Raw genomic sequence first — 25,862 nt, 5'->3', positions numbered from 1 at the left:
ATGTTGCGCGTTGGCTTCGGTCCGAAAACTAGTGCCCGGCCGTGCCTGCCTCGGATTTGCCTGCTTCCGACTTTTCCCGGATGTCGGTGATGATGCCGGAGAAGTCCCGGCCGGCACCGCCTTCCGCGGCAAACGTATCGTAAATTTCGGCCGCGAGCGGCCCGAGCCGGGCCGCGACGCCGGTGCTCTGCAACGCGTTGAGGGCCAGGTTGAGGTCCTTTGCCATGAGCGCCCCGGCGAAGCCCGGCTGGTAGTCCCGGTTGGCGGGGCTCGTCGGGACCGGACCGGGCACCGGGCAATTGGTGGTCAGCGCCCAGCACTGTCCCGAGGCGGCGGAAGCGACGTCGAACAGCGCCTGGTGGGTCAGGCCGAGCTTCTCGCCCAGCACAAAGGCCTCACTGACGGCGATCATCGAGACGCCCAGGATCATGTTGTTGCAGATCTTGGCCGCCTGGCCGGCACCGTGCGCGCCGCAGTGGACGACCCGCTTGCCCATAACTTCCAGCAGGGGTTTGACGGCCTCGAAGTCCTCGGGAAGGGCACCGACCATGAAAGTGAGCGTGCCGGCTTCGGCGCCCACCACGCCTCCGGACACGGGGGCGTCGACGGCGCGGTGGCCAGCCGCGACCGCGAGTTCTGCGGCCTCGCGGGCCTCGTCCACGTTGATGGTGGAGCAATCCAGGAACATGGTGCCCGGGGCGGCGACTTCGAGCAGTCCGGGCGCACCGCCGGCACCGCGGTAGGCGTCAAGGAGGTGCTTGCCGCTGGGCAGCATGGTCAGCACGACGGCGGCGCCCGCCACCGCCTCGACAGCCGTCCCGGCAGTGGGAATGCCATGCTCCCGGGCGGCGTCCAGGGCCGCCGGCACGACGTCGAAGCCGGTCACCCGGTAGCCGGCCTTGACCAGGTTGACGGCCATGGGGCCGCCCATGTGGCCCAGGCCGAGGAAGGCGATGGTGCCGGTAACCGGGGCTCCTGCGTCAGACATGGTTCTTCTCCTTGTTCTTCTCCTTGTTCTTCTCCGCGTTCTTCTCCTTCGGAGAGAGTTTTAGTTCGCGCCCGCCCAGCGGGGCGAAGTAGGCCGCGACGTCCGTCCCGGTGACCTCGGCGAGGGTGGCGGGTTTCCAGCGGGGATTGCGGTCTTTGTCCACCACCTGGGCGCGAATGCCTTCGCGGAAGTCCGGGCCGTCGAGGAAGCGCAGGCCGACGCGGTACTCCTGCTCCAGCGCCTGCTGCAGGTTCAGGCCGCGGACCCGGCGCAGGGATTCCAGCGCCACCTTGACCGCCGTCGGCGACTTGGCCTCGATGGTGTCCGCGGCTGCGGCGGCCTCCCCGGCCGCCTCTCCACCAAAGGCCCGCAGCCGGCGCAGGATTTCCCCGGCGTCGTCGCTGGAGTAGCAGGCGTCGATCCATTCCTGCTGTGCGGCCAGGGCTGAAGCCGGTGCCGGTTCGGCAAATCGGGCGACGGCGGCCTCCGCCTCCTCGGTTTCGAGCGCTGCCGCCAGGTCCGGCAAACGGCCGGAGGGCACGAAGCAGTCGGCGAGGCCCAGGAACAGCGCGTCCGCGCCGCTCAGATGGGCTCCGGTCAGGGCCGCATGGGTGCCGGTCTCCCCCGGTGAGCCGGAGAGCAGCAGGGTGCCGCCGACGTCGGGAACAAACCCGATCGTCGTTTCGGGCATGCCCGTGCGGGTGCGTTCGGTGACGATCCGCACGGAGCCGTGGGCCGAGATCCCCACGCCGCCGCCCAGCACCAGCCCGTCCATGAACGCGACGTACGGCTTGGGGTATTCGGAGATGAGCAGGTTCAGCCGGTACTCGACCGCCCAGAAGTCCGCGGTGGCGTCCCCGCCGTCGAGCATGTCCCGGTAGATGGCCACGATGTCCCCGCCGGCGCAGAGGCCCCGGTCCCCGGCGCCGCGGACCAGTACCGCGGCCACGGCGTCGTCGTCGGCCCAGAGCGTGAGCTGTTCGAGCATCGCGGCGGCCATGCCGGCCGTCAGGGCGTTGACGGCCGCGGGCCGGTTGAGCGTCACGACGCCGAGGCGGCCGCGCCGTTCAAACGTCACTTCCCCGGCCAAGAGTTCGCCGGCCGCTTCTCCACTGTCCGCCACCCGCGCAACGTCCGCCCCCATCAGCTGCCTTCCGGCATGATGAAGCTGGCGCCCTGGCGGATACCGGACGGCCAGCGGCTGGTGACCGTCTTGGTCTTCGTGTAGAAGCGGAAGGCGTCGGCCCCGTGCTGGTTGAGGTCGCCGAATCCGGACGCCTTCCAGCCGCCGAAGGTGTAGTACGCAATCGGCACGGGGATGGGGACGTTGATGCCCACCATGCCCACCTGGACCCGGCTGGCGAAGTCGCGGGCGGCGTCGCCGTCGCGGGTGAAAATGGCCACGCCGTTGCCGAACTCGTGTTCGCTGCAGAGCCGCAGGGCCTCGTCGTAGTCTTCGGCGCGGAGCACGCTGAGGACCGGGCCGAAGATTTCCTCCTTGTAGATCTTCATGTCCTTCGTGACGTTGTCGAACAGCGTGGGTCCGACCCAGAAGCCGCCGTCGTAGCCTTCCACCTTCAGGCCGCGGCCATCGGTCACCAGGCTGGCGCCTTCCTCGACGCCGGAGGCGATGTAGCCTTCGATCCGGTCCTTTGCGGAGGCCGCCACCACCGGGCCGAAATCGGAATCCTTGGCGAGGCTGTGGCCGACCTTGAGGCCGGCGATCCGCTCCTGCAGTTTCTCCACGAGGACGTCCGCGGTCTTCCGGCCCACCGGAACGGCCACCGAGATCGCCATGCAGCGCTCGCCCGCGGAGCCGAAGCCTGCCCCGATCAGGGCGTCCGCGGCCATGTCCAGGTCCGCGTCGGGCATGATCACCATGTGGTTCTTGGCGCCGCCGAAGCACTGCGCGCGCTTGCCGTTCGCCGCGGCGGTGGCGTAGATGTACTGGGCAATGGGCGTGGAGCCGACGAACCCGATGGCCTGGACCCGGGGATCCTCCAGCAGCGCGTCCACCGCTTCCTTGTCCCCGTTGACGACGTTGAAGACGCCGTCGGGGAGGCCCGCCTCGGTGAAGAGCTCGGCGAGGCGCAGCGGCACGGAGGGGTCACGTTCGGAGGGCTTGAGGATAAAAGCGTTGCCGGCGGCGAGAGCCGGCCCGGACTTCCAGAGCGGGATCATGGCCGGGAAGTTGAACGGCGTGATGCCGGCAACGACGCCGAGGGGCTGGCGCATCGAGTGCACGTCGACGCCGGTTCCGGCGTTGTCCGAGAACTCGCCCTTGAGCAGGTGCGGGGCGCCGGCGGCGAATTCGACGACTTCGATGCCGCGCTGGATGTCGCCCTTGGCGTCCGGGAAGGTCTTGCCGTGCTCGGAGGACAGGAGGGTGGCGAGCTCGTCCATGTTCTGGTTGACCAGGTCGACGAATTTGAGCAGGATCCGGCCGCGGCGCTGCGGATTCATCGCGGCCCATTCCACCTGCCCCTTTTCGGCGCTGGCGATCACGTTGCGCACTTCCTCCGTGCTGGCCAGCGGCAGCCGGGCCTGGACCTCGCCGGTGCAGGGATCATAGACGTCGCTGAACCGGCCGGAGGTACCCTCAACCCGCTGCCCGTCAATGTAATGGGATAGTTCTCGAACCATGACCGAATGCTCCTTTGCATGTGACCTAGATCATCTCTTCAGCCGAATATACTCGGACTTCCTACTAATTTCCAGAGGACGGAGCCGACCGGCGGCTTCGTCCGGGGGCCAAGTTCGGTAAGTTAGGGACTGTGAAGATTGCTACCTGGAATGTGAACTCGCTCCGTGCCCGCGCCGACCGTGTAGAGTCCTGGCTTCAGCGCACGGACTGCGACGTCCTGGCCATCCAGGAAACCAAATGCAAGGACGCGAACTTCCCCTGGGAGCTCTTCGAGAACATGGGCTACGAGGTGGCGCACTTCGGCCTGAGCCAGTGGAACGGCGTCGCGATCGCCTCCCGGGTGGGACTCGACGACGTCGAACGCACCTTCCTGGACCAGCCCGTGTTCGGCAAGAGCGGCAAGGACGCCGTGCAGGAGGCCCGTGCCATCGGCGCCACGTGCGGCGGCGTCCGGGTCTGGAGCCTCTATGTGCCGAACGGCCGCGCCCTCGACGATGAGCACATGCCCTACAAGCTCAACTGGCTGGACATCCTGAAAACCCACGCCGGCACCTGGGTCAAGGAGGACCCCGAGGCGCAGATCGCGCTGATGGGCGATTTCAATATCGCGCCGCAGGACGATGACGTCTGGGACATCGACTTCTTCCGCGCCAACGCCATGACCCACGTCAGTGAACCTGAGCGGGCCGCCTTCCACGCCTTCGAGGAGGCCGGCTTCCAGGATGTCGTCCGCCCGCACACCCCGGGGCCCGGCGTCTACACCTACTGGGATTACACGCAGCTCCGCTTCCCGAAAAAGGAGGGTATGCGGATCGACTTCATCCTCGGCTCCCCGGCCCTGGCGGCACGGGTCACCGGTGCGATGATCGACCGCGAGGAACGCAAGGGCAAGGGCGCCTCGGACCATGCCCCGGTGATTGCGGAACTGGCGGACTAATGGCTGCCGGCCAGGGAAGCGTCGTGATCCAATGACGGGGAGCATCTACCACGGACAGTCCGGGCTGCCGTTCTCTTCCGCGCTCCGGATCTACGAGCCCCTCGAGGCGTTCCCCGAACAGCAACGGAAGACCCTGGAGGCCGCCGGCGCCGGCCAGGCGTCCCGCGCGGCTGTGGAGAACGCCGAGCTCCTGGCGTCCCTGGGCCGCATCACCCGGCCCGACGGGGATCCGTTTCCCACCGGCCGGACCGATCTGGTGCGCGTTGTCGCAGTCCCGGCCAGGCGGGCCCCGTCCGGCGCAACGCTCGACGCCGTCAAGTCCGGGACAGCGGCCGCCCCGCAGCCCGACCGGTTGCTGTACTGCCCCAGCCAGCTGGTCCTCCGCGCCGGGCTGGCCGCCAATGCCCTGATGGAAGGCATCCACGGGCCCCTGGCCCAGCTGCTGATCCCGGAAGAACAGCGGGACAAACACCAGGAACGCATTGATGAGGTGCGCGCCCACGATGGCCTGAGCCGGGTCCACACCAGGGCGTCCACGTGGGGCATTCCGTTCAGCTGGTTCTGCCTTTTCCAGGAATCGGATCCCACCGACGTCGTCGAAGCCGACGGCCACATTGTGACGGTCCGCATCCGCGCCGGCATCGGCAACGCGCTGGAGCGGGTGAGCTACGCGGTGGCGCACCTGGCCCTCGCCGCGCCCGATCTCGACATGCTTGAGGATTTGACCCAGCTCACGGAATGGCTTGAGCTCTTCCACCCCGACTCGGCAGTGGAACTCGACTACGGCGGGGTGGCTGACAAGGTCTATCCGGATGATTCGCCGCTGGACGTACGCCTCGGCATCGAGTGCCTGGCGGAGGGGGACATGACCGGCGCCGCCGCGGCCTACCGCCGGCTGGCCTCCCGTTGGGTGCCGATCCGCCAGCTGGCCCGCGCGTCCTAGCCCGGCCCGAACGCCGCTAGCGGAGCCGCGCGGACTGGCGCAGCGGCGGCGTCGTCGTCGTCCGGATAATCAGCCGGTGCGGCGCCACAGCGGACTGCACGGAGCCGGAAATGCCGTCGAGCTCGTCCAGCAGCATTTTGGTGCCGAGTTCGGCCTGCTGGTCCGGGCGCTGCCCGACTGTGGTCAGGCCCATGGCCTCGGCGAAGTCGTGGTCGTCGATGCCGATGACCGAGAGGTCCTCCGGGACGCGCACACCGGCTTTGTTGGCCTCGAAGATGATGCCCATGGCCATCTCATCGGAGGCGCAGAAGATTGCTGTGGGCTTGGGACCGTCGGCGGCCCAAAGGCGGCGGAATGCCTCCTGACCGCTGCGCACGGTGAAGTCCCCCCAGAGGTCCCATTCGGCCCGGACGGGCAGCCGCGCCTCGCCCATGATGTCGTGGAAAGCCTGGATCCGGACCCGGGGGACGTCGAAGTTGAGGTCGGTTTCGTCGTCGCCGTGCAGGAGCGCGATGTCCGTGTGGCCCAGCCCGATCAGGTGGCGCACTGCGGTGGCGGCCGCGGCGTAGTCGTCGATGCCGATGTAGGGGCACTCCTCGACGTGGCCTCCCACCACCACCAGCGGGATGTCGATTTTCTGCAGATGCTCGATTTCCTCGTGGGTGAGCGCCATGCAGAGGACCAGCAGGGCGTCGATCTGCTTGTAGACCATGGTCTTGCTGAAGAGCCGCTCACGGTGGCTGCCGTGGCCGCCGAGGTTGAAGAGGGAAAGGTTGTACTGCCGTGAGTGCAGTTCCCGGTCGGCGCCCTCGATGGCCTTGGAGAAGAACCAGCGGCTGACGAACGGGGCCAGCACGCCGATGGTTTTGGTCCGGCCCGTCGCCAGGCCGGACGCCGAGGACGACGCGACGTAGCCCAACGATTCGGCGATGCCGAGGATCTTCTCGCGGGTTGCCGGGGAAACGCGGGGCAGTCCCCGGACGGCCCGGGATACGGTGGCCGTTGACACGCCCGCAGCGGCGGCGACATCCTCAATGCTGACGCCCGAGTGGCCGCCGCGCTGCGCCCGTTCCGTCCGTGCCACCTGTGCCCCCTAATTAACGGTCCGTGGAAGCCTGGCGGTTGCCCGCAGACGTGTTTCGCCCGCCTCCCCCCGGCGGCTGAATAATCCGGCCCCGCTGCTGCCCGGCTGCCTAGCCGCGCCGGCTGGCCGTCCGGCGCGGCAAACGCCGGCGCAGCCGGATCATCCCGTAGAGGGCCAGCAGCATGGCGAGCAGGCCCAGGGCCCAGAAGAGGGCCGGCTGGGCGGTCACTTCCATCCAGACAGTGACCACCAGCAGCACCACGGCCCAAAAGCCGAGGAACCCGATGATGATGTCGAAGTCCTCGCCGGAGCGCACCTTTCGACGCGTCGCCGGCACGTGGCCCTGGTTCTGCTCGTCAGTCATCACGCCTCAGTCACTTAACCGCGCCGGCCGTGAGGCCCGCGACAATCTTACGCTGGAACACCAGCACCAGGATGACCAAGGGAATGGTCACAATAGTGCCCGCAGCCATGATCGCGGTGTACGGAATCTGGTTCGGCTGCGCACCGGCGAAGCTGGCAATGGCCACTGTGACCGGCTGCGTCGCGTCGGACGAGAGCTGGCTGGCGATCAGGAATTCATTCCACGAGGAGATGAACGCCAGGATGGCGGTCGTGAAGATGGCCGGAGCGGCCAGCGGCATAATGACCTTCCGGAAGGCCTGTCCCTGCGTGCAGCCGTCCACCCGCGCCGATTCCTCCAGCTCCCACGGCATCTCCCGGAAGAAGGACGTCATGGTGTAGACCGTCAGCGGCAGCACGAACGAGATGTTCGGGATGATCAGGGCCTGGTACGTGCCCATCCAGCCGATGTTCGTGAAGAGCTGGAACAGCGGGGTGATGAGGGCGACGCCGGGGAACATGGAAGCTCCCAGGATGAAGCCCAGCACGAGGTACTTGAACTTGAAGTTCAAGCGGGCCAGTGCGTAGGCGGCAAACACGCCGATCACCAGCGACACCACGGTGACGACGGAACCGATGAACAAGCTGTTCAGCAGTGCCTGGCCAAAGTGGTTGCCGAAGGAGGTGTCGAATGCCGTCCTGAAGTTGTCCAGCGTGATGTGGGTCGGCAGGATCGAGGTGTCGTAGGTGTAGCCGACGTCGCGGAACGCCGTCACCACCATCCAGTAGGCCGGAGCCAGGCACCAGAAGAGGATCACGACCGCGCTGATGTAGGTCCGGCTCTGGGCCCACTTCTCGCGGTTCTGCGCGGCCTTCCGCCCCCGGTCCTGCTCTGCGCGCAGCTCGGTTGCGGCGCTCGTCGCGGCGGTCATTTCTTCCCCTTACCTGCGCCGGTCTGCTGCTCCACGACGTTCGCTCCGAGGAAGCGCACGAAGATGAAAGCCACCAGAAAGATGATGATGAACGTGATGGTGGACAAAGCCGCCGCCGCGTTGAAGCCCTGCCTGATCTGGTTGATCACCAGGATGGACAGCGTGGTGGTGTTGTTGGCCCCGCCGGTCAGGATGTACGGGAGGTCGAACATGCGCAGCGCGTCCAGGGTGCGGAACAGGATGGCCACCATGAGCGCCGGTTTCACCAGCGGCAGGGTGATCATCCGGAACCGCTGCCAGGCTGAGGCGCCGTCGACCTTGGCCGCCTCGTACACTTCCGCGGGAATCATCTGCAGGCCGGCAAGAATCAGCAGCGCCATGAACGGCGTGGTCTTCCAGACGTCCGCGATGATCACTGCCCACCTGGCCGGCCATTCGCTGCCGGTCCACAGGACGGTGGTGTTGAAGAGTTTGTTGCCGATGCCTTCGAAGGCGAAGATGAACAGCCACAGCTTGGCCGTCACGGCGGTGGGGATGGCCCACGGCACCAGGACGGCTGCGCGGACCAGGCTGCGGCCCCGGAAGGCACGGGCCATGATGACGGCCATCCAGAAGCCGAGCACCGTCTCCAGGGCCACCGTCACGATGGTGAAGAAGAACGTGGTGCCGGTGGCGGACCAGAACTGCGCGCCCAGGGTTCCCGGCGGGCAGTCCACGGTTCCGCCGGACGGAGCCGGGCACTGCTGGAAGATCCAGTTGTAGTAGTTGGAGAAGCCGGCCGGGCCGCCCTCAACGAAGAGACCCGTAGCGGGGTCCAGACCGGCATCTTTTTGGAATGACATCACAATGGCGGTGATGATCGGATACACGATCACTACCGACAATGCGAGGATGGTCGGCGCCAGCAGCCAAGCTGCCCAGCGCCCCTGCGTCGCGATGCGGTTGTCCTCCCCAACACCCTTGGGTGCGTGGTGGATCGGTGCCCCGCCCGACGCCGGTGCCTTGACCGACGTCGGGCCTACTTCAGTTGCCATGATGGACCTACTGTCCCGCGCTAGCGGACTCGATGGACTTCTGCATGTCGGACAGGGCCGCGTCTACAGTCTTCTCGCCCTTGATGGCCGAGTACGCGTTTTCCTGGATGGCCTTGGTGACGGCCGGGTAGAACGGGGTGACCGGGCGCGGCACGGCGTTCTCGATCGAGGTCTTCAGGACCGGCAGGTACGGCAGCTTGGCGACGAGCTCCTTGTCGTCGTAGAGCTTGCCGAGCACCGGTGCGAGCGAACCCTGCGTGGCGAAGAACTTCTGGGTTTCTTCGGTGGTGAGGAACTTCAGGAAGTCCACTGCGGTGGCCTTGTTCTTGGAGTAGACGCTGATCGCGGCGCTGTGGCCGCCGAGGGACGAAGCGCCCGGACCGGTCTTGCCGGGGAGTGCGGTCATGCCCAGGACGTCCTTGACCTTGGAGGAGCCTTCAGTGGTGGCCAGGTTGTAGACGTAGGGCCAGTTGCGCAGGAACAGCAGCTTGCCGTCCTGGAAGGCCTGGCGGCTTTCCTCTTCCTGGAACGTGATGGCTTCCTTCGGGATCGAGCCGTCTGCGTAGGCCTTGGTCAGGTTGGCCATGCCGGCCTTTGCCTCCGCGGTGAGCAGGTTGGGCTTGCCGTTCTCGTCCAGCACGGCTCCGCCGGCGGAGTTGATGGCCTCAGAGGCGTTGACGGTGAGCCCCTCATACTTCTTGAACTGGCCGGAGTAGCAGCCGATGTTGTTGGTCTTGGCGATGGAGCACATGCTCATCATCTCGTCCCAGGTCTTCGGGGGCGTGGGGACCAGGTCCTTGCGGTAGTACAGGATGCCGCCGTCGGATGATTCCGGTGCCGCGTACAGCGTGCCCTTGTAGGAAGCGGCATCAACCGTCGGCTTCAGCATGGCCGAAGTGTCCAGCGCCATCTTGTCCTTGAGCGGCTGCAGCCAGCCCTTGGCGGCGAATTCGGCGGTCCAGACGACGTCAACGCTCGCGACGTCGTAGCCGGGGTCCTTGGCCTGGAAGTGCTGGACGAGGTCGTCGTGCTGCTGGTCGGCCTGGTCGGTCTGCTCCTTGAAGGTGACCTTTTCGTTCGGGTGGGCGGCGTTCCACTTGTCGATCAGCGGGCGGACCACGTTGCTGTTGTCCTTGCCCTGAACGTAAGTGATGGGGCCGCGCCCGTCCAGGCCCTGCGAGGCGGCGTCGCTGCCGCTGGTAGTGCCGCCCCCTCCGCCGCCACACGCCGAAAGGGTAATAGCCAAAATGCCTGCCGTTGCGACGGGAAGTAGGAAATTGCGGGTTTTCATACTGGAGTGCTCCTCGCTGAGTACCGGTGAAAAACGGCCGTACTGATCGTGTGCCGACCATCACAGTAATCAACAGGTACCCCGAATGCAAGCGTTTACATGAAAGCTTTATGCAAAGGAGATCCCGTGGCCCGTCGGCCGGCCGGCCGGCCCGCGGCGCGCCTGCCGGGAAGGCTGCCTCAGCCTCACGGCCGGCTCAGCGGACCCGCTCGGAACGGCCGAACCGCGACCGCGCGCCGGATCCGATGTGGATCAGCACCGGCGTGCGTTTGCCGATTACCGCGTCGAGCGCCTCTACCAGGGCGGAAACTTCGGCGGCGAGCCGGTGCGGGGCAACACCCTGGCGCGGTTCCACCCGGATCTTGAGGGCCGGCTCCCCGCTGATTTTGTAGGCGGCTACCGTAACGCCGGCCAGGTCGGGCCGGTCCGCGAGCGCTGCGCGGAGCGTCTGCTCCGCCACGCCGCCGCTGATTCCGACGTTGCCGGGCACTTCACCCGGGTCCTCCTCTGCCACGAGCAGGCTGGTCCGGCCCGTACCCTGTTGGGCAATCCAGGCGATCATCAGGCCCATCACCACCAGCAGCGCCAGGCAGATGACAAGCCACAGCCAGCTCCCCTGGCGGCGGGGGAATTGCGTCCGTTCGAACAAATCGAGCCAGAAGCTCAGGACACCGCCGGCCCACTCATGCCACCACACGCCGACAGCCGGGACGCTCGCAAGCAGTATCAGGAGGACGCCGATGGCGAGGAGGAGGATGCCAAGGGTGCCGATCAGTACGCGGTTCAGCGCCCGGGGGGTGTTGTTCATGCCCCCACCACCCCGGCTGTGGATACCTGGATCCGCACTTCCGGCATCGGCCAGGGGCCCATTTCCTCCACTTCCCGGCGCACAGCCTCCAGGACGGCGTCCGGGCGCAGCGGCACACCGGAGGTCGGCCGGACGTTGACCGTGATCCGGTTCCGCGACACGACCACCATCACCTGTTCCTTGGCCACGTTGGCGGCCAGCCGGGCCCGGCGCGCCAGGGCAGCGGCGATCACCTCATCGTCCACCACGACGGCGGCCCGGCGGTCCGGGAGCAGGTGGCGTGCCCGCCGGCCGGGCAGCACGGCATTGAGGAAGAAGAACAATCCGGCCATCGCGATCACAGCGCCCGTGACGCCGAGCAGAAGCGGCGGGATTCCCGCCGGGAGCGCTACTACCCGCTCGGCCGCGGTCTGCGGATCCACGAGCCACGGCGGCTGCCCGATGGCACGGACCCCCGTCTCAAGCAGCGCATAGCCGAACAAGGCCATGACCAGGCCGGCCGCGATCACGGATACAACAGCGCGCGATGTGTGCGTCTCCCGTTTCACTATCCGGCCCATGCCCGCGGCGCCGGAACCCAGCGGCGCGCTCCCCGGCACCGCATCGGTGTCGTGCCCGGCGGAGTCGATTCCGGCGTTCTGGGTGTCCTGGCTCAATGTACCCGGCCTCCCCCGCGCACGGCGGCCCCGCTGATGCGGATGTCCACCCGGCTCAGCTGCGCTCCGGTCAGTTCCGTCACGCGGTGCAGAATCTCGGCCTTGGCGGCGACGGCACGCTCCCAGATGGAACCACCGAATCCGGCGACGCGGCCGGGGTCCCGGACCACAGCGGTGAGGTTCGGGACCGCGACGGGCATGACAAGCGACAGCGCGAGCAGCCCGTCATCGTCCGACCAGTCGGCGCGGACGTCGTGCGCCGGGACACCGAGGGCCTCCCCCGCGGCCGCCCGGGCCACGCTCGTCAGGGCCTGGGTGCTAATGCGGTTGTGCCCGGCCATCGCGGTGCCGGGGATCGGCGCTTCAGCCGTGATGCTCATGAGGAGGAACGCCGGCCTGTGAGGGCGTCAAACACGCTGCGCAGGTCCAGCTTCCCCTCTGCGGCCCGGCCCAGGAGGGCGCCGATGGCCATGAAGAACAGGGCGCCGAGGAAGCCCCAGGCACCGAACTGGAAGGACATGAAGGCCACGAAGGCGCCCATGGCGATTCCCACTACCGTCAGACTCATTAGATTGCCTCCCTGACTGGCCGGGCCTCGGCGGACGCGGCCGGTTTGGCCGGGCCGGGCACATAAACGTCGTTGATCTCGATATTGACCTCGATCACTTCGAGACCCACCAGTTCCCCGACGGCGGCGTAGACGACGGCGCGGACCTGGTCCGCTAGGGCCTGCAGGGGGGTGCCATACACCGCAACAAGATCGATGTCGACGGCGGCCTGCGTTTCGCCGACTTCCACGCGGACGCCCGCTGCGTGATCGGCGTTGCCGACGGCGTCGCGGATGGCCCCGAGGGCGCGTGAGGGTCCTGAGCCCAACGAATAGACGCCGGGCACCGATCGGGCGGCGATGCCCGCGACCTTGGCGACGGCGGTTTCCGCTATGACCGTGCGGCCGGTGCCGGCCGGCGCGGACAGACCGTCCGCAGGACTGACCAGGGCGCCGGGACCGGGCTGACCTGCTGCGAGGCCGGCAACGTGTTGACCGGCCGCGGGACCGGCGACGGGTTGAGAATTCTGGTATTCCATAACGCACTCCCCCTTCTCTTTGACACAACCCTAGTCCCTGCCTGGGGGCCCGTGGGGGAATCTTGCGGCGCCCGTTCCCACAGTCCACGCAGGTGGGGCGGGAACGGGCGGCCCGCGTTGGGGACAAGGCCGGCCGTTTGTCGGCTGCGGGATGTCAGCCGGGAGCCGACGCGGGCGTTGGCCTGGCCGAACCCCCTACTTGCAGTTGGTGGCGATCCAGGTCGTGACCGGCGCCATGGCGGCCTGGAGCTTTCCGCTGGAGAAGACCGTCTGGTCGGTGACGCCGGCAACGGCCACCTCCTTGAGGTTGGCGAAGTCGGCCTTGAGGCTGTCCGGGACGCGTTCGGCCGTCTCGGCCAGCTCCGTTTTGAACTGTTCCAGTTCCGCCGTCTTGCCTTGGGCGGCCGACAACGGAAGGAGCGTGGCGCCGGTTGCCTGCTCCGAGATCTTGGAGCAAGCCTCGGCGGCGCTGGTGAAGCCGCCGAACGGTCCCGAGGTTCCGCTGGGGCTCGGCGTGGCGGACGCCGAAGCAGTGGACTCGCCCCCGGCGGACGTGCCCGCGGCGGACGAAGGCGCGCTGCCGGCCTGCGGGGCCGAGCACCCGGTTAGCGCCAGGGCTGCGAGGAGGGCGGTTGCGGCGAGAGGACGGGCAATATTCTTCGAAGTCACGTTGCAGAATCACTTTTCGGTTGAGATTGCGCCGCCCGCCCGGACCGGGCTGCCGGCGGCTTTGGTGTTCTTTCCCCAGCGTGCGAGTCTAGCCCGGCCGGCTGGACGGCCCCCAAACGGTCGCCGCCGCCGGCCGCCCCTCGCCGCCCGTCTCCCCCGTCGATAAAGCGGAGCAGGAGATGGTGTTAAAGAAGAAAAGCACCAGTTCTCAAAGAACTGATGCTTCCCAGTGGTGGCTCCGACCGGCGTCGATCCGGTGACCTTTCGATTTTCAGTCGAACGCTCTACCAACTGAGCTACAGAGCCTAGGTGACATGTCACCTTGAAGGCCGGAATTTCTTCCGGCAATCAGAGCGACCCTGACGGGACTTGAACCCGCGACCTCCGCCGTGACAGGGCGGCGCGCTAACCAACTGCGCTACAGGGCCTTGCTTGTTTACTGCTTGTTCTTGCTGCCTGCGATATCGCTACCGCAGATTTTCAAGGCCTTTAGCCTACCAGACTTTTTTACCCGGTTTGACCAGTTCCTTGCGTACCCCCAACGGGATTCGAACCCGTGCCGCCGCCGTGAAAGGGCGGTGTCCTAGGCCGCTAGACGATGGGGGCCAGGACGCCATCCGGTGAAACATATCAGGGCAAAAATTAAGGGCCGAAGCCTGTCGTTTTTGTCCTTTCGGGTTCCTCCGAACTGGACTATAAAACTATAAGGGCAGACCCCCGGATTATCCAAAATCGGCCCCTCCCGCCGATACAAAAGCCGGGCCAGGATGGGGGCGGAGCCGGGCAGAGTGGGTGCAAGATGGACTGATGGATGCCGTTGATGCCCTCAATGAGATTGCGTTCTGGCTCGAACGCGGGTTCGCCCCCACCTTCAAGATCCAGGCGTTCCGCAAGGCAGCCGGGATTATCGGCGCCCTGGACCCGGAGGAGGTCGCAGCGCGGGCACGCAACGGCCGGCTCAAGAGCATGAAGGGGATCGGCGACAGAACGTTCGACGTCATCCGGCAGGCGGTCGACGGCGGCGTGCCCGACTATCTTGAGGATCTGCGCCAACGCGGGCAGCAACCCCTGGCGACCGGCGGGGCCGAACTGCGCTCGGCCCTCCGCGGGGACCTGCACAGCCACAGCGACTGGTCCGACGGCGGGTCGCCGATCGGACTGATGGCTGACGCCGCCCGGACACTGGGCCGGGACTACCTCGCCCTGACGGACCACTCCCCCAACCTCAAGATCGCCAACGGCCTGAGCGCCGAACGCCTTCGGGAACAGCTGGACGTTGTTGCGGACATCAACGCGGACGGCGGCGACTTCCGCCTCCTGGCCGGGATCGAGGTGGACATCCTGGAGGACGGCACCCTGGACCAGTCCCCGGAGATGCTGGACCGGCTGGACATCGTGGTGGCGAGCGTCCACTCGAAGCTCCGCTCCGACCGGAGCACCATGACCGAGCGGATGCTGGGCGCCATCAACGATCCGCACACGAACGTCCTCGGCCACTGCACCGGCCGGCTGCTGCAGGGGTCGAGAGGAACCCGCCCGCAGTCCGAGTTCGACGCCGCGCGCGTGTTCGCGGCGTGCGCCGGCAATAATGTGGCCGTCGAAATCAATTCCCGCCCCGAACGGCAGGATCCGCCGGACGATCTGATCCGGCTGGCCCTCGATGCCGGCTGTCTGTTCAGCATCGACAGCGACGCCCATGCGCCGGGCCAGCTGGATTTCCTGCAGTACGGTGCCGAGCGCGCGGCCTCGAACGGGGTTCCCGCCGAGCGGATCGTCACCACCTGGCCGCTGGATCGGCTGCTGGAGTGGGCCGGAAGCGGCAAATAGCGGCCGGACAGCTGTCCTGGGCCAGGCCCCAGGGCTACCCCAGCCCGGGGATGCCCAGCCCGCCAATGCCTGCCCGCCGAGGCCCAGACCGCCAACGCCTAGGGCCGGGACGGCTCCGGCCCGTCGGGCCGCCACGGCGTGGACCTGGGCAGCCAGCGCGGGACGTTGCTGCGGTATTCCTCGTACGCCGCACCGAACTTCCGGGCCAGTGTGGGCTCCTCGTACTGCCGGACGAAAGCCACCACCGGGATGGCGCCGATGCCCAGGGCCAGGAAGAGCTTCGGCTGCCCCAGCAGAAGCCCCTGCCCCGCGACGGCCGCGGCAATGGACACGTACATCGGATTCCGCACGTACCGGTAAAGGCCGCCAACCACCAATTGCCTGGGCGGGGCAAATGGCGCGGGGGTCCCGATGCCCTCGACGGCGAAATGCACAAAGGAGTTCGCGATGACGGCGGCGCCCGCACCGATCATCATGGCGCCCGCGATCTGCGCGGGCACCCCGCCGGGGACCGGCGACTCCACTTTCCAGCGGGTCAGCAGCCACGGCACCACGCCGGCGGCGGTTGCGGGGGCGATGGCGAAGACGGCTGTGCCGATGGCTGCACGCCGTCGTTCGCTGGCCGAGGCTGCGGATGCTGTCATACCAGCCATCGTGACCCCGCCACGTTGAACGGACAAGGGCCCACCGGCCTAACCCGGGGACGGGGGATCAGCCTGAACTTTCCCGACACTTTGCGTGGGCGCGCGATGGGCGGCGCGCTGCGGGAGGAGCGCGGCGGGGAGGAGCGGTGGGTGGTCGAGGTTCAGGTGAGCAGCAGCACGGCAAGGGTGACCATGACGACGGCGATTCCGGCGTCGAGCACGCGCCAGGCCGTCCGGCGCCGGAACAGGGACGTCAGGAACCGCGCTCCCGCGCCGAGGGCGGTGAACCAGGCAATGCTTCCCAGGCCGGCCCCGGCGGCGAACCACCAGCGCCCGGCTTCGCCCTGGGCGGCAGCGAGGGACCCGAGCAGCAGCACCGTGTCCAGGTAGACGTGCGGGTTCAGCCAGGTGAAGGCCAGGCAGGTGCCAAGGACGGCGGCCCGGCCGGCGGCGGGCTTGTTGCCGGGATTCTCCATCTGCTCCCCGCGGACCGCGCGCCGGGCCGCGAGCGCCCCGTAGGCAAGGAGGAACGCCGCCCCTGCCCACCGGATCACGACGAGGGCAGCCGGCGCCCGGTCCAGGAGGATGCCGATGCCCGCGACGCCCAGCAGGATCAGCACGAGGTCCGAGACCGCGCAGACTGCCACCACCATGACGACGTGCGAGCGCTGGATGCCCTGCCGGAGGACAAAAGCGTTCTGCGCGCCGATGGCAACGATGAGGGACAGTCCGGCGGAAAGACCGGAAAACAGGGGAAGGATCACCACTCCACGGTAGGCGCCCGCCAGAGATGAAACCAGTTAAAGATTCTGCTGATACGTAAGATGGGCTAATGATGGAGATCACCCCCGAACAGGCCCGGACGCTGGCCGCGATTCTGACGCACGGGAGCTTCGACGCCGCGGCCGCGCACCTGTCCGTGACGCCGTCGGCGATCAGCCAGCGGGTCCGGGCACTCGAGACCGCCGTCGGCCGGCCGGTCCTGACCCGGGCGCGGCCGCCCGGACTCACGGAGTCCGGCGAGGCCGTGGTGCGCTTCGCCCGGCAGCTGGAAATGCTCTCCGCGGACCTGGCCGAGGAGCTGCAGCCGGAACACCCCCGCGGAGGGACGCGCCTGACGCTGGTGATCAACAGCGATTCCTTGCACACCTGGGCGTTGGCCGGCCTCGCGGGGGCCAGTCACAACGTCCAGCTCGAGATCCTGCGAGAAGACCAGGAGCACTCGTTGGATCTGCTGCGCGCCGGAGCCGCCGCGGCCGCCATCACGGAAACAGCCCAGCCCGTGCCCGGCTGCTCCTCGAGCAAGCTGGGCACGATGCGCTATTTGCCGGTGTGCGCTCCGGACTTCGCCCGCCACTGGTTTGGGGAGGGCGCGACCGGCGCGACGCTCGCCGCGGCTCCCGTTGTGGTCTTCGACCGCAAGGACGACCTGCAGGACCGCTGGCTGCGCCGGGTCAGCCGGGCTTCCCTGCAGCCGCCGCGCCACTATGTGCCGGCCGCCCAGGAGTTTGGCGATGCCATCCGCTGGGGCATGGGCTGGGGCATGATGCCCGAGATCGAAATCGGCGAGGACCTATTGGCCGGCAGGCTCGAGGCCCTCGCCCCGCGAGCGCACGTGGACGTTGCCCTCTACTGGCAGCAGTGGCGGCGCGGCTCGGCGGCGCTGAACGACGTCGCGGCCGCCGTCCGGACGGCGGCACGCGTCCTGCGCTGAGGCCATTCGGGATTGGCAGGATCTCGACTAGACGTGACCGATTCCCGCCAGCCGGGAGGAGGCGGGAACGGCTACATTGGCAGCATGGCAACAACCGCCGCATCCGGCCCCACTCCGTCCGCAGGCCCCCACGAAGGGTCTCCGCACGCTGCCCCCGCACCCGCCCCGCAACCCGCGCCGCCCCCTCCCGGGCAGCCGGCCACGATCAGCAGGCTCGGCATCGCCGCCGTCGTCGTCACCGTGGTCCTGTGGGCCTCCGCCTTCGTGGGCATCCGGGCCGTGGGCCCGAGCTTCTCCCCTGGCTCCCTGACCCTCGGCCGGCTGGCCGTTGCCGCCGTCGTGCTGGGCCTGCTGGTGGTGCCCAAGCTCAGGGGCCTGCCCCGGGGCCGCGAGTGGTGGCCCATCCTGGCCTATGGCGTCATGTGGTTCGGAGGCTACAACGTGGCCCTGAACGCCGCCGAACACATGCTCGACGCCGGCACGGCCGCCCTGCTGATCAACGTCAACCCCATCCTGGTCGCCGTCATGGCCGGTGTGATCCTGAAGGAAGGGTTCCCGCGCTGGCTCATCATCGGCAGCCTGATCGCGTTCGGCGGCGTGGCCGTGATTGCGCTTGGTTCCGGCCAGCGGTCGACGGCGGACGTGGCCGGCGTGCTGCTCTGCCTGCTCGCGGCCGGGCTGGCCGCCGTGAGCGTGATCGTCCAAAAACCGGTGCTCCGCAAGTTCCCGGCCGCCCAGGCCACCTGGTTCGGCATCATGGTGGGCGCCCTGTGCTGCCTGCCCTTTAGCGGCCAGTTGGTCACCGAGCTGCAGGCCGCTCCCCTGCCGGCCACCCTGGGCCTGGTCTATCTGGGCATCTTCCCCACTGCGATCGCATTCACCACGTGGGCCTATGCGCTCTCAATGATTGATGCGGGACGCCTCGCGGCCACCACCTACCTGGTCCCGGGCACCACGATCCTGATCTCTTGGCTGGTTCTGGGCGAGATTCCGACCATCTGGGGCCTGGTGGGCGGCGTGATCTGCCTTGCGGGCGTGGGGCTGACCCGGCGCCGGTCCCGCTAGAGTTTGCCTATGCCCTCCTCCCTCCCGCCCGGCCTGCCGATCGTTCCGAACGGCGGGGACGGTGGTGACGGCCCGGACGGCGGCCCCTTCCCGATGTCCGAGGCCGATTTCGAGGCTGCCGTGAGTGATGCCCTCGACCGGATCCCGCCGGATCTGGCAAAGACCATGAGCAATGTCGCGATCTTCATCGAGGACGACTACACCCCGCAGCCCGGGGAGGATCCGGACACCGTGCTGCTGGGGCTCTATGAGGGGGTGCCCCTGACCGAGCGGGACTCCTGGTGGGACGCCGGCTCGCTGCCGGACCGGATCACCATTTTCCGCCAACCCATCCTGGACATCTGCACCTCCCGGGAGGACGTGATCGAGGAAGTCACCGTCACCGTGGTGCACGAGATCGCCCACCACTTCGGCATCAGCGATGCGCGCCTGCACGAGCTCGGCTGGGGATAGCCTTGTAGGCATGGGACACGACCACAGCCACTCGCACGGCCTGACCGCCACCGGCAAGCACCGCAAGCGCCTGGTCGCCGTCCTGGCCATCACGCTCGCCGTGGTGCTCGTGCAGACGATCGGTGCGGTGGTCTCCGGCTCCCTGGCCCTGCTCGCCGACGCCGGACACATGCTCTCGGACGCAGCCGGCGTCTTCATCGCCCTGCTGGCCGCATGGATCGCCACCCGGCCAGCCAGCGATCTGCGCACCTACGGTTACCAGCGCGCCGAAGTTCTGGCGGCGCTGGCCAACGCACTGGTCCTGATCGTCATCTCGGTGGTCATCTTCATCGAGGCCATCCGCAGGCTCGGCACCACCCCCGAGGTCCACACCGACGTCATGCTCGCCGCGGCGGTCCTCGGCGCCGTCGCCAACCTGGTCTCCCTGCTGATCCTGCGCGGCGCCCAGAAGGAAAGCCTGAACGTCCGCGGCGCCTACCTCGAAGTCCTGGGGGATCTGCTGGGGTCCTTTGCCGTCATCGCGGCGGCGGTGGTCATCATGGTCACCGGGTTTCAGGCGGCCGACACTATTGCCTCGATCCTCATCGCCCTCATGATCCTGCCCCGTGCCTGGCACCTGCTGCGCGACGTCGTGGACGTGCTCCTCGAGGCCACGCCCAAGGGCGTGGACGTTCAGATGATCCGCGACCACATCCTGGCGGTGGACGGCGTGGTATCCGTCCACGACATCCATATCTGGACCATTACCTCTGGTGTCCCCGTCTTCTCCGCCCACGTGGTGGTGGAGGACGCAGCGCTCGGCGCCAAGGGCGCCGACCGGGTCCTGGACAAACTCACCAGCTGCCTTGGCTCCCATTTCGACACCGAACACTGCACATTCCAGCTCGAGCCCACCACGCATTCAGAGCACGAGGCCCACCAGCACGCCTGACCGTCGGCAGGACACGCCCGTCACGGACGTGGCCAAATGACACTGGTGTTGTTTATGTTATTCATGTGACTCGTGTTGCCAAAGTAGCCTTTGGCACGTAGCCTCATGCCTGCTGGGTGATCCGCAGAGGGCTTTCACGCGCCAAATCCGACCTCGCTCACTCCAGCCTGAGACTTCAGCGAGGTTGCCCATGAGTTGGATCCGATCCGGCCGCAAGACGGCTGTGCTCTGCACCGCCGTCGTCCTCCTCGGAACCCTCGCGCTCCCGGCCCAGGCCGCGCCGCTGACCACCGCGCTGATTTCTTCGCAGCTTTCTGCGCAGGGGCGCCCGCCGCTGGAGACTGCCGGCCGGGTTCCGGCGTCGCCGGAGATCCCCTCACCGGAAGAGATCGCTGCCGCCAAGTCCAGTGCGAGCTCGACGGCGGCAGAGGTCACCAGGATCGACGGGCTTCTGGCCGACGCGTCGGCCGGCCAGGAAACCAGCCTCGCCGCATCCCTGCAAGCAAACAACGCGTACGGCGAGGCCCTCGTGGAGCTGGCCACACGCCGTGACGCGGCGGCTGTGGCGGCCGCCAGGGCTGCCGCGGCCGGGGCAGAACAGGCCAAAACCCGCAAACAGCTCGGCCAGCTGGCCGGTGACCTGTACCGCAACGGCGGCCTGAACCCGGCCCTCAGCAGCTTTGTCAGCGGCTCCGGGCGGGCCCTGGAGGATGCCGCCACGCTGGAGGCCGTAACGGCCGGACGCGCGCGGGCCTTCGAGTCCGCGGAAAACGCGGCCACGGCCGCGCAGTCCCTGACCGAAGCCGCAGCCGACGCCAACCGCGCCGCCGACGAGGCCGCCGCGACTGCCGCGGACCGCAAGGCCGACGCCGACCGCGCCGACGCCGCCCAGCGCCAGGTCGTGGCCGATGCCAAAGCGCAGCGCAGCGCGCTCGTGGACCAGTTGGCAAGCCTGAGAAACACCACCGCGGCGCTGGAATCGGCCCGGGTGGACGCCCTCGACCGCCAGCGCCAGCAGGCTCGGCTCGCAGCACTGACCGCGGCGGCGGGCCCCGCGCCGCAGCCTGGCACGGGTTCACAGCCGGCACCAACAGCTCCGGGACGGGACGATTCGGCAGCAGGACAGCCAGCCGCTCCGGCTCCCGCCGACGTGCCGGCCCCCGCTGCAGCGCCCGCACCCGCACCCGCACCCGCGCCGGCTCCGGCATCCGCGCCGGATCCCGCGCCAGTACCTGCTCCGGTCCCCGCACCGATTCCTGCCCCGGTTCCGGCGCCAGTACCTGTTCCGGCGCCAGTACCTGTTCCGGTTCCGGCGCCGATTTCTGGCGGGTCAAACCAGACCGCGATTTCGGTGGCGCTCGGCAAGACCGGATCGCCATTCTTCTACCAGTACGGCGGAACCGGGAGCTATGGGTTTGACTGCTCGGGCCTGGTGCAGAATGCGTTCGCCGCGGCAGGGAAGTACCTGCCCCGCACTGCCTCCCAGCAGTTCGCCCAGGCCCCTGTCCATGTCCCGCTCTCCCAGGCGCGTCCGGGCGATCTGTTCGTCTGGGGTTCGGCCCCGGGCTTCTACCACGTGGCCATCTACCTCGGCGGCGGCCGCGTGGTCCAGGCGCTGAACCCCGACGCCGGCATTACCGTGACCGATGTTGCCGCCATGTCCGGGATGCAGCTGTACGGCTACGCGGCCCGTTACTGACCCGCTCCCGGGTCCGACTGCTGAGACCCGTTCCGGGGTTCCGTTCCGGCCTGTCTGGCGGCTAGGAGAGCACGTCCTTGGTGATGAACCTGCCGTAGGCCAGCGCGCCGAAGACGGCGACGTAGCCGCCCTGGAGGAGGGCATTGGCGGCAAAGGAATCCCAGGAAACCGGCTGCCGGAGCAGATCGCCAAAGTCCAACCAGTAGTGGCTGAAAAGCCAGGGATGCAGCCACTCGAGTTGCGGCAGCGCGTCCAGGACCTGCGCGACGACCGAGAGCACCACGGTGGCCGCCATGGCCCCCACCGGAACATCGGTCAGGGTGGAGATGAACAGCCCGATCGCCGACAACCCCAGCAGTGAAACCGCCAGATACGCGGCGATCAGCAAGAGCCGGACCATGGCCTCGCCGGTGCCGATCGTATCGCCGGAGAGCAGGGTCACCGGCCCCACGGGGAAGAGCGCCGCGCCGATTCCGGCCCCGGTCAGGGCCACCACGAGCGGGGCAACGATCACGAACACGGCCGCCCCGGCATATTTGACGATCAGCAGGCGGATCCGCCCGGCGGGAGCCACCAGCAGGTACCTCAGGGTCCCCTGTCCGGCCTCCCCGGCGATCGTGTCTCCGGCCACGACGCCGACGGTAAGGGGCAGGAACAGCGGAACGGAGACCACCATTGCCGTGACGCCCACGAACAGGCCGTTCTGGGCGATCCGGTCCAGGAAGGCCGGCCCGCGGCCTGCCGGCACGGCCGAGGAGACCCGCACCGCCACCGCGATCAGGATCGGGATGGCCGCCAGCGCGCACAACATGGCCCACGTCCTGCGGCGGCGGAACAGCACCCCGAGCTCGGACGCCAGCAGGTCACCGGTCAGGGACCCGCGCCGGACCGGCGCAGCGTAGGCCCCGCCGTCCCCGCCAGCGCCTGCGGCCGCGCCGCTACGGCCCGGCGCCGGGGCAACTGACGGGCCGGCTGCCGGATCGCCCGCGGATGAGCTGTTACTGGACAACGTCGAACCCCTCCCCCGTCAATGCCACAAACCGGTCCTCAAGGCTGGCCTGTTCGGTCGCGAAGCCGCGGACCCGGACCCCCGCCGCCACGAGGGCCGCCACCACGGCTTCCGGCTGCACGGCCGCCCGCTCCACGGACCGGGATGATCCTCCGTCTTCCTGGGCTGCCGGAGCCCCAGGCAGTGACGCGAACAGGGCCGCGTCGGTCCCGGAGCCGGCGGCACCGGAACCAGCGCCACCGGGAGTACGGCCGTCGGTGCCCAGGGTCGCGGTCAGGCCGAGGCCGGCCAGCACCTGCGCCGCGGTACCCGGATCCGGGGTCAACACGCGGATCCTTGCCTGGCCGGCCCCGCGCAGTTCCGTCAGGGTTCCCTGCGCCACCAGCCGGCCAGCGCTCATGATGGCCGCATGGGTGCAGATCTGCTCGACCTCGGCCAGCAGGTGGCTGGAGACGAACACCGTGGCGCCGTCGGCCGCGAGCGATCGCACCAGGCTCCGCACCTCACGGGTGCCCTGCGGATCCAGCCCGTTGGTGGGCTCGTCCAGCACCAGCAGTTCCCGCGGGGCGAGCAGGGCGTTGGCGATCCCCAGCCGCTGCTTCATCCCCAGCGAGTAGGCCCGGACCAGCTTGTCCGCGGCGTGCGTCAAACCCACCCGTTCCAGGGCCGAGTGGACGCGGGCACGCCGCGTCGCGCCCGAACCACAGGGGTCCGCGGCGTCCATGCGGCGCAGATTGGCGGCGCCGGAGAGGAAGGGGTAGAACGCCGGTCCTTCCACCAGCGCCCCGACCCGGGGCAGCACGTCATTGAGTTTGCCGGGCATCTCCTCGCCCAGCACGCGCATGGAGCCTCCGGTGGCCGTGGCCAGGCCGAGCAGGAGCCTGATGGTGGTGGTCTTCCCCGAACCGTTCGGGCCCAGGAAACCAAAGACCGCGCCTTTCGGCACGGCCAGGTCGACGCCGTCGACAGCCATCTGCCGGCCGAACCGTTTGGTCAGGCCCGTGGTCTCAATGCTCAGCTCGGCCGCCGGCCCGGCGGCGCTCACGCGGCCGTCACCGGATGGTCAGGGAGCAACCGTCGGCCACCGGATACCGCGCCGGACATCACTTCTGTGCGGCAGCGGCCTGGAGCCGCTCCGGTGGCACGGAGCCGGCGACGACCCGGCCGTCGTCGAGCACCAACACGTTCACCAGCGCGGTGGACAAAAGCCGGCCGCCCTGGACCGGGACGGTGGCCTGTTCGAGCAGGGCCGTGGCGTCCGACGCCGGGCCGGCCGTTCCCGCCGGGAACTCAACAACCGAGTCCCAGCCGGAGCCAGTGACGGCCGGCTTGCCGGCGCGGTCCTTGGCCGCCGGCGCCGTCGCGTTCCCGGCGTCGTTTCCGTGCTTGTGCTCCTTTACCGGAATCTCCTCGACCGTGGCACCCGGCGGCGGGGTGAATGTGAAGACCGACGCGTCGGGGGCCCCGAGGGTCAGGCTGGTGTAGGCGACGCGGAAGGCGGGATCCGACTGTCCGCGAGCCTTGATCTCGACGCCCAGCGGCAGACCGGTCTGGCCGTCAACGGCTACTGCGATGGACCCGACCAGCGTCGCATCGGACTTTGGTGTCAGCACCAGGTTGTAGGCGGGCCGGCCGGCTACCTGGACATCGGCTCCCACCGCCACGTCGGTGCCCGGTTCGATCTTGGCCAGTAGCATCGCGGCGAGCTGGTCGGGGGTGGCGGTGACGTCGCTGCCGGCGCTGTGACGGCCTGTGTCACCGGCGTCGTCGGCCGGGAGCTGGGCATGGGCGGCCGTGTTGTCCTTGGAGTTGTAGAACCACACGTCGTTGCCGTGGCGGATCGCGTTGCGTTCGGCCAGCCGGTCCATCACCTGGACGCGGGCGTTGTCCGGGCCGTCGCGATAAACCCGCGCGGTGTGCGGCCCCGTCAGCAGTTCGAGCCATGCCGTACCTGACGGGGCCGAGCCGGCACCGGTCTTGGGCAACTCGGGAAGCCCGAGCGCAGAAGACTGTTCCAGGGTTCCGGAGAGGGCGGGCTCGCGGTGCTGGGCAATCAACTGCAGCACCTGCTCCGGCGTCTTGGGCGGCAGGGGATCCCCGGCGCTGGCGGGCAGGGATCCGGCCAGCGCGCCGGCGGCAATAACGGCAGGAACGGCGGCAGCAGGCAGCCAGCGCAGCCACGTGCGCGTCATCGCGACCGCGCTCCGGAAAGAGATGTTCCAACTATCCGCGCCTGGGGAATGCGCGCTTCAGTGCAGCTCATAGGTCAACAGTACGCCTGGCCCCGGCAGCCCGGTTATCCTACTTCAGCACATTAATGGTCAGTTCCACGGCGCCCAGCAGGAACGCGAGCACAGAGGTGCCCAGGCCCGCCACGAGCAGCAGGCCGGGATGGGCCAGACCCACCACCACCCGCCTCAGCCGCGGCCTGTCCCGCAGGAACTTCTTGGGCACGGCGCCCGGTTCCGGCGTTTGTTTCCAGCCCCGGAGCCGCCGCAGGAACCAGGCGCAGCGAATGATGAAGGCCAGCCACAGTACGGAGACCACCAGCGGGATCGCGGCCAGCAGGAGGTTGAAGCCCACCGCGGTGACCTCGCGTTCGGACGCCCCGACGAGTGACTGAAGGGTCGTTGAGATCGAGGCGCTCATGACCACGGACACGCCCCACACGAGGAAGGCGGCGATCAGGGCCAGGAAGCGGACGAAGAAGTGGCCCAGGACCGAGTCCCGGCGCGGCTTCAGGTAGCGGCGCGGGGTGGCGTGCAGAAGGGCGATGCTTGCCAGCAGCGTCGGCAGGGCGGCGAGGCCAACCAGCACATACCAGGACCAGCCGGCCAGATCCAGGAACTCGTCGGCCACGATCAGCGCCGCCCAGAACCCGGCCCACGCCCAGCCGGCGGTGAGCGGACGCCCCACGAACCACTCCGGCAGCCACGCGTCCGGGTCCGCGGGCGCGGGGGTCGCGTCAGTCGCAGGCGCGGGGCTGCCGGGCGGCCGGGTGTCAGGCGCCGGTATGCCCGTCGCGGGAACTCCGGCGCTCCCGGGCTCCCGGCCCTCGGAGCCGCGCACTTCGCTCATGGCCCCACTGTAGCGAGCCGGCCGACAC

28 protein-coding genes and 3 tRNA genes are annotated in these 25,862 nt (G+C 68.5%); 8 read left to right on the top strand and 23 right to left on the bottom strand.

What is annotated here, in order from left to right; all coding sequences use genetic code 11:
- Positions 1-28 precede the first annotated feature (28 nt).
- The 3 genes from mmsB to ARTB_RS15645 are packed head-to-tail and all read right to left on the bottom strand — an operon-like array spanning position 29 to position 3,631.
- Entirely contained in the window at positions 29-988 is a 960-nt protein-coding gene (mmsB, locus tag ARTB_RS15655) for a 3-hydroxyisobutyrate dehydrogenase (protein WP_243181381.1), read from the bottom strand.
- The gene (locus ARTB_RS15650) at positions 981-2,132 is read right to left on the bottom strand and encodes an enoyl-CoA hydratase/isomerase family protein (RefSeq protein ID WP_243181380.1); all 1,152 of its coding nucleotides are present in this window, start codon (positions 2,130-2,132) and stop codon (positions 981-983) included. Before ARTB_RS15650 ends, mmsB begins: the two co-directional genes overlap by 8 nt.
- Complete coding sequence (locus ARTB_RS15645) at positions 2,132-3,631, bottom strand: CoA-acylating methylmalonate-semialdehyde dehydrogenase (RefSeq protein WP_243181379.1); 1,500 nt, start codon at positions 3,629-3,631, stop codon at positions 2,132-2,134. Before ARTB_RS15645 ends, ARTB_RS15650 begins: the two co-directional genes overlap by 1 nt.
- Before the next feature lie 131 nt (positions 3,632-3,762).
- On the opposite strand from ARTB_RS15645, the gene ARTB_RS15640 reads away from it, so the two are divergent.
- Together ARTB_RS15640 and ARTB_RS15635 are read left to right on the top strand one after the other, a co-directional pair.
- Positions 3,763-4,569, top strand: coding sequence for an exodeoxyribonuclease III (locus tag ARTB_RS15640; protein ID WP_243181378.1), 807 nt, complete (start codon positions 3,763-3,765; stop codon positions 4,567-4,569).
- Positions 4,570-4,600: 31 nt separating this feature from the next.
- The gene (locus ARTB_RS15635) at positions 4,601-5,512 is read left to right on the top strand and encodes a hypothetical protein (protein ID WP_243181377.1); all 912 of its coding nucleotides are present in this window, start codon (positions 4,601-4,603) and stop codon (positions 5,510-5,512) included.
- A gap of 16 nt (positions 5,513-5,528) precedes the next feature.
- Here the strand turns inward: ARTB_RS15635 and ARTB_RS15630 are convergent, their stop codons facing one another.
- From ARTB_RS15630 to ARTB_RS15565, 14 genes are all read right to left on the bottom strand, one after another.
- A complete protein-coding gene (locus ARTB_RS15630; RefSeq protein ID WP_243181376.1) occupies positions 5,529-6,596 on the bottom strand; it encodes a LacI family DNA-binding transcriptional regulator in 1,068 nt (355 codons plus the stop codon).
- A gap of 109 nt (positions 6,597-6,705) precedes the next feature.
- The gene (locus ARTB_RS15625; RefSeq protein WP_243181375.1) at positions 6,706-6,960 is read right to left on the bottom strand and encodes a hypothetical protein; all 255 of its coding nucleotides are present in this window, start codon (positions 6,958-6,960) and stop codon (positions 6,706-6,708) included.
- Between the two features lie 10 nt (positions 6,961-6,970).
- Positions 6,971-7,870: a carbohydrate ABC transporter permease gene (locus ARTB_RS15620; RefSeq protein WP_243181374.1), complete on the bottom strand. Its 900-nt coding sequence runs from the start codon at positions 7,868-7,870 to the stop codon at positions 6,971-6,973.
- Positions 7,867-8,904: a carbohydrate ABC transporter permease gene (locus ARTB_RS15615; RefSeq protein ID WP_243181373.1), complete on the bottom strand. Its 1,038-nt coding sequence runs from the start codon at positions 8,902-8,904 to the stop codon at positions 7,867-7,869. Before ARTB_RS15615 ends, ARTB_RS15620 begins: the two co-directional genes overlap by 4 nt.
- 7 nt (positions 8,905-8,911) lie before the next feature.
- The gene (locus tag ARTB_RS15610) at positions 8,912-10,195 is read right to left on the bottom strand and encodes an ABC transporter substrate-binding protein (protein WP_028277787.1); all 1,284 of its coding nucleotides are present in this window, start codon (positions 10,193-10,195) and stop codon (positions 8,912-8,914) included.
- 196 nt (positions 10,196-10,391) lie between these two features.
- A complete protein-coding gene (locus ARTB_RS15605) occupies positions 10,392-11,003 on the bottom strand; it encodes a hypothetical protein (RefSeq protein WP_243181372.1) in 612 nt (203 codons plus the stop codon).
- Positions 11,000-11,659: a DUF6286 domain-containing protein gene (locus ARTB_RS15600; RefSeq protein ID WP_243181371.1), complete on the bottom strand. Its 660-nt coding sequence runs from the start codon at positions 11,657-11,659 to the stop codon at positions 11,000-11,002. The genes ARTB_RS15605 and ARTB_RS15600 overlap by 4 nt, the downstream gene beginning before the upstream one ends.
- Positions 11,656-12,039, bottom strand: coding sequence for a hypothetical protein (locus ARTB_RS15595; protein ID WP_243181370.1), 384 nt, complete (start codon positions 12,037-12,039; stop codon positions 11,656-11,658). The genes ARTB_RS15600 and ARTB_RS15595 overlap by 4 nt, the downstream gene beginning before the upstream one ends.
- The gene (locus ARTB_RS15590) at positions 12,036-12,227 is read right to left on the bottom strand and encodes a hypothetical protein (RefSeq protein WP_243181369.1); all 192 of its coding nucleotides are present in this window, start codon (positions 12,225-12,227) and stop codon (positions 12,036-12,038) included. The genes ARTB_RS15595 and ARTB_RS15590 overlap by 4 nt, the downstream gene beginning before the upstream one ends.
- Positions 12,227-12,745, bottom strand: a complete 519-nt coding sequence (locus tag ARTB_RS15585) for an Asp23/Gls24 family envelope stress response protein (RefSeq protein WP_243181368.1) — start codon at positions 12,743-12,745, stop codon at positions 12,227-12,229. The genes ARTB_RS15590 and ARTB_RS15585 overlap by 1 nt, the downstream gene beginning before the upstream one ends.
- Before the next feature lie 195 nt (positions 12,746-12,940).
- Positions 12,941-13,414, bottom strand: coding sequence for a hypothetical protein (locus ARTB_RS15580; protein ID WP_243181367.1), 474 nt, complete (start codon positions 13,412-13,414; stop codon positions 12,941-12,943).
- A gap of 230 nt (positions 13,415-13,644) precedes the next feature.
- Positions 13,645-13,720: transfer RNA gene (locus ARTB_RS15575), tRNA-Phe, on the bottom strand.
- A 48-nt stretch (positions 13,721-13,768) separates the two neighbouring features.
- Positions 13,769-13,842, bottom strand: a tRNA-Asp gene (locus ARTB_RS15570).
- Between the two features lie 105 nt (positions 13,843-13,947).
- Positions 13,948-14,020: transfer RNA gene (locus tag ARTB_RS15565), tRNA-Glu, on the bottom strand.
- 201 nt (positions 14,021-14,221) lie between these two features.
- On the opposite strand from ARTB_RS15565, the gene ARTB_RS15560 reads away from it, so the two are divergent.
- Entirely contained in the window at positions 14,222-15,241 is a 1,020-nt protein-coding gene (locus ARTB_RS15560; RefSeq protein ID WP_243181366.1) for a PHP domain-containing protein, read from the top strand.
- A gap of 98 nt (positions 15,242-15,339) precedes the next feature.
- Here ARTB_RS15560 and ARTB_RS15555 read toward each other — a convergent pair whose 3' ends face one another.
- Together ARTB_RS15555 and ARTB_RS15550 are read right to left on the bottom strand one after the other, a co-directional pair.
- On the bottom strand, positions 15,340-15,885 hold the full coding sequence (locus tag ARTB_RS15555; protein WP_243181365.1) for a methyltransferase family protein: 546 nt from the start codon (positions 15,883-15,885) through the stop codon (positions 15,340-15,342).
- A gap of 161 nt (positions 15,886-16,046) precedes the next feature.
- Complete coding sequence (locus ARTB_RS15550) at positions 16,047-16,649, bottom strand: LysE/ArgO family amino acid transporter (protein WP_243181364.1); 603 nt, start codon at positions 16,647-16,649, stop codon at positions 16,047-16,049.
- A 68-nt stretch (positions 16,650-16,717) separates the two neighbouring features.
- Between ARTB_RS15550 and ARTB_RS15545 the strand changes: the two genes are divergently transcribed.
- From ARTB_RS15545 to ARTB_RS15525, 5 genes are all read left to right on the top strand, one after another.
- Positions 16,718-17,599, top strand: coding sequence for an ArgP/LysG family DNA-binding transcriptional regulator (locus ARTB_RS15545; RefSeq protein ID WP_243181363.1), 882 nt, complete (start codon positions 16,718-16,720; stop codon positions 17,597-17,599).
- A gap of 84 nt (positions 17,600-17,683) precedes the next feature.
- Positions 17,684-18,664: a DMT family transporter gene (locus ARTB_RS15540; RefSeq protein WP_243181362.1), complete on the top strand. Its 981-nt coding sequence runs from the start codon at positions 17,684-17,686 to the stop codon at positions 18,662-18,664.
- A 9-nt stretch (positions 18,665-18,673) separates the two neighbouring features.
- Positions 18,674-19,117: a metallopeptidase family protein gene (locus ARTB_RS15535; RefSeq protein WP_243181361.1), complete on the top strand. Its 444-nt coding sequence runs from the start codon at positions 18,674-18,676 to the stop codon at positions 19,115-19,117.
- Between the two features lie 10 nt (positions 19,118-19,127).
- Complete coding sequence (locus ARTB_RS15530) at positions 19,128-20,048, top strand: cation diffusion facilitator family transporter (protein WP_243181360.1); 921 nt, start codon at positions 19,128-19,130, stop codon at positions 20,046-20,048.
- Positions 20,049-20,238: 190 nt separating this feature from the next.
- Positions 20,239-21,747: a C40 family peptidase gene (locus tag ARTB_RS15525; RefSeq protein WP_243181359.1), complete on the top strand. Its 1,509-nt coding sequence runs from the start codon at positions 20,239-20,241 to the stop codon at positions 21,745-21,747.
- Positions 21,748-21,808: 61 nt separating this feature from the next.
- Here ARTB_RS15525 and ARTB_RS15520 read toward each other — a convergent pair whose 3' ends face one another.
- The 4 genes from ARTB_RS15520 to ARTB_RS15505 all read right to left on the bottom strand — a co-directional run bounded on the left by ARTB_RS15520 (position 21,809) and on the right by ARTB_RS15505 (position 25,834).
- On the bottom strand, positions 21,809-22,621 hold the full coding sequence (locus ARTB_RS15520; RefSeq protein WP_279294340.1) for an ABC transporter permease: 813 nt from the start codon (positions 22,619-22,621) through the stop codon (positions 21,809-21,811).
- 124 nt (positions 22,622-22,745) lie between these two features.
- Positions 22,746-23,801, bottom strand: coding sequence for an ABC transporter ATP-binding protein (locus ARTB_RS15515; RefSeq protein WP_243181357.1), 1,056 nt, complete (start codon positions 23,799-23,801; stop codon positions 22,746-22,748).
- 58 nt (positions 23,802-23,859) lie between these two features.
- Positions 23,860-24,948, bottom strand: a complete 1,089-nt coding sequence (locus tag ARTB_RS15510; protein ID WP_243181356.1) for a LolA family protein — start codon at positions 24,946-24,948, stop codon at positions 23,860-23,862.
- Positions 24,949-25,057: 109 nt separating this feature from the next.
- Positions 25,058-25,834, bottom strand: coding sequence for a hypothetical protein (locus ARTB_RS15505; RefSeq protein WP_243181355.1), 777 nt, complete (start codon positions 25,832-25,834; stop codon positions 25,058-25,060).
- Positions 25,835-25,862 lie beyond the last annotated feature (28 nt).

Source organism: Arthrobacter humicola, assembly GCF_022803015.1.
Taxonomy (GTDB): Bacteria; Actinomycetota; Actinomycetes; order Actinomycetales; family Micrococcaceae; genus Arthrobacter; species Arthrobacter humicola_A.
The sequence above is the reverse complement of the archived record's forward strand: the minus strand, read 5'-3'. Positions and strand labels throughout refer to the sequence as shown.